The 2,597-nt window shown below is 61.6% G+C and carries 3 protein-coding genes and 3 pseudogenes; 1 reads left to right on the top strand and 5 read right to left on the bottom strand.

Annotated elements, in window-relative coordinates:
- Positions 1–184: hypothetical protein (locus tag RhoBH5_RS32430; RefSeq protein WP_270009623.1), on the top strand; the 184-nt coding region annotated here is incomplete at its 5' end.
- A gap of 99 nt (positions 185–283) precedes the next feature.
- On the opposite strand, the pseudogene RhoBH5_RS32425 reads toward RhoBH5_RS32430, so the two are convergent.
- From RhoBH5_RS32425 to RhoBH5_RS32405, 5 genes and pseudogenes are all read right to left on the bottom strand, one after another.
- Positions 284–512, bottom strand: a pseudogene (locus RhoBH5_RS32425) (AMP-binding protein); the annotation flags it as partial.
- A gap of 96 nt (positions 513–608) precedes the next feature.
- Positions 609–758: pseudogene (locus RhoBH5_RS32880) on the bottom strand (recombinase family protein); the annotation flags it as partial.
- Positions 759–837: 79 nt separating this feature from the next.
- A pseudogene (locus RhoBH5_RS32415) lies at positions 838–1,156 on the bottom strand (transposase); the annotation flags it as partial.
- A gap of 10 nt (positions 1,157–1,166) precedes the next feature.
- Positions 1,167–2,213, bottom strand: a complete 1,047-nt coding sequence (locus tag RhoBH5_RS32410; RefSeq protein ID WP_270009622.1) for a hypothetical protein — start codon at positions 2,211–2,213, stop codon at positions 1,167–1,169.
- Positions 2,210–2,419, bottom strand: a complete 210-nt coding sequence (locus RhoBH5_RS32405; RefSeq protein ID WP_270009621.1) for a hypothetical protein — start codon at positions 2,417–2,419, stop codon at positions 2,210–2,212. Before RhoBH5_RS32405 ends, RhoBH5_RS32410 begins: the two co-directional genes overlap by 4 nt.
- Positions 2,420–2,597: the final 178 nt, after the last annotated feature.

The raw sequence follows: 2,597 nt of genomic DNA, 5'->3' as shown, positions 1-2,597 counted from the left end.
CATGGTCCTTGTCGGATACTACGGCCCGAAATTCTGGGTGGCGGTAATCGCTCTGGCTGCCTTGGTGATCGGAGCCGTCCTGTTCACCATCTGGTGGCGCCGCCGACAAGAACCGCCGACCGACGCCGATGACGACGCGCCGATCACCGAGGAGATCGTGTACCTCCAACCAACGCAAATGTAAATCTGCGCAAACCTGAGTCAGCGCAAACGCGCGTTAGATCCGAAAGGGGAGCTGAAACAGCGTTTCCTTGACAGGAACCATCGACTATGGCGGGTGGCAGGCGTTGGACTCGGCGTAGAAGTTGGAGTGCGTCAGCTGGACATTTTTAGGACGTCCGGTGGTTCCGGAGGTGTAGATCAGGGTCGTGGGCGAGGCAGCGGTGACCTTGTGACGACGAGTGTGCAGTTCTTCGTCGGGGATTGCCGAACCGCGACTGGACAGCTCGTCATAGCACCCGAGTCGATGACCAGACTTCGCGAAGGGCTTCTGCGCCGTCGGTGACTTCCTTGTAGTGTCCGCGTGCTTGGTTTTTGCGGCATGTCATATGCATCTGACTGAACGCCACACCCCTGGCCTCGATCTCGGTAACGGTCTCGATCAGATGAGGCAGCGAGCGGCCGAGCCGGTTGAGTCGCCACACGACGAATGTGTCTCCCGCGCGTAGTGCGTCCATGACGGCCGCCAGCTCGGGACGATCCGTCTTCGCTCCTGGTGCTTTGTCCGTCCACGCCCGAAAACAGCCGGCCGCGTTCAACGCGTCCAACTGCAATTCCGGGTTCTGGTCGATGGCATCACCCTCGAATAGCCCAAAAGTCGCTCACAAGAACACGCCGTTACAGAACTGGATCTATACCGTTAAGGGTGTTTCGGCCGGTTTTCATCAGTAGGTTCGCCGATCCCGGCCAACGATCGGCGAACGTGATCGCAAACGCATTCAGAGCGGACTTCCACCGCACAATCCACTGTGGCTGCCCTGTGCCCGTCGAGTCCAACGAGTCACCGGGTAGAGAGGCATTTCAGCGCAGCCGCCTCGGTAGGGAAATGCCCGCACGCTTTCACCACCCTCCGGTGCCGGGCATCGAGAGACTCAATCTCGTTGGTAGAGAACAGTACTCACCTTATCTCGATGCCGTAATCGAGGACCCGAATGAACCTCTGACATCTAAGGAAAGTCCCGGATCTCGTAACGCGTCGGAACAGGAGCCCCGTTGGCGTCGTACGCCCACGGGGCATCGATTGTCGAGACCGGATTCCCCTCGGCGTCGAAGACGGTGACCGTGCCATCGGGGTTGACACTCATGTGACCGCCGGGCGGCACTGACACCGGAATCACGGATTCGTGCGACGACGTTTCGTCGTGGATCAGGAAGAAGAACCGACTTCCGCCGGTGATCGGATCGAACACCCGCAACGAGGACTGCCCGCCAGGTGCGTACACCGTCAACGGCGATGTGATCGTTCCGACGACCTGGGAGAGCACTGATTCGGGCGTGCGGGGGCTGAAAGGCCCCGGCCGCCCGCGCACTCCGATACCCGCAGCGGTGAACGCCGCAGCGCCGATCAGGGTGAGTTCGAGATACCGGTCACGGCCCGAGTCCTCCCCGGCGGTGGAAACATCTGCTGCCGGGTCCGGAACCGTTTGGGCCGGTGCGATATTCGAATCCGAATCCGCGGGGATCGGTCCGGGACCACGATCGGTGGTGGTTCCCTCACCCGGGGTGGGTGTGGGTGAGGGAACCGCTGATGCCGATGCATTGGGGAATGCACCGACACCAGTTTCCGAGGCCGGGGCCTCGGAAGCAATGGGCGGAACCTCGATCGTCGGAACCGGGACGATGGGGGTGCCGTTGTAGGTGGGAAAGTTCGTCGGAGCATTGGCCCCGACATTCGGGCCACCGCCTGGAGCCTGCACACCGGGGAGCCCGACCGTGGTCGTCGGCGCAGCTGTCGACGTCGTGGACGGCGCACTCAGGCACGGGTTGATGTACTCGGGCGGGATCGGAGAACCAGGCGGTAGTGACGCAATAAGATTCAGGTAGATCTGATGATCACGTGCCCGCACCGCCGCGCAGTCTTCTTCCGGCGTCGCGTTCGCCGGAGCGGCGGAGAGTGCGATTCCCGCACCGATCGCTCCGGCCGCTCCAGTCAACAGCGCCCCAGCGGCAAGCACTCCCGCGAGAGTCCGGCGAAGTCGTCTACCGGACGTCACCGGTGCGCACCACGATTGTCACTCTTCTTCGTTCGGAGTAGCGCGACGAGTTTGTCTGCGCCCCAGAAGAACAACCGTCCGGAGATCGACATCCACAAGAAGAACGCCAGGTAAACCAGGATCGTCCCGTAGTCGTTCGCCCAGCCGGCAAGCTTCCCGATCACCGCGAATGCCGCGATCGACAGACCTGCGCCAAAAACAGTCACGCCAACGACTTTCGTAACCGTTCCTTTCAAGCTCTGATCATCATCAAAGCTCCGCGCCCCGCACCGGTTAGGAGCGCCCCTGGTCGTTGCCAGACCCGCCGTCGCCCCTTCGCCCCTGTAGTAATTGCGAGGGGTCGGTGTGGGTGTGGTGGTCATCAAAAAATCTCCAAACAGCATA

It is taken from the genome of Rhodococcus sp. BH5, from assembly GCF_027583855.1.
Taxonomy (GTDB): Bacteria; Actinomycetota; Actinomycetes; order Mycobacteriales; family Mycobacteriaceae; genus Rhodococcus_F; species Rhodococcus_F qingshengii.
Note: the sequence above shows the minus strand (reverse complement) of the source record. Positions and strands in the feature narration are given on the sequence as shown.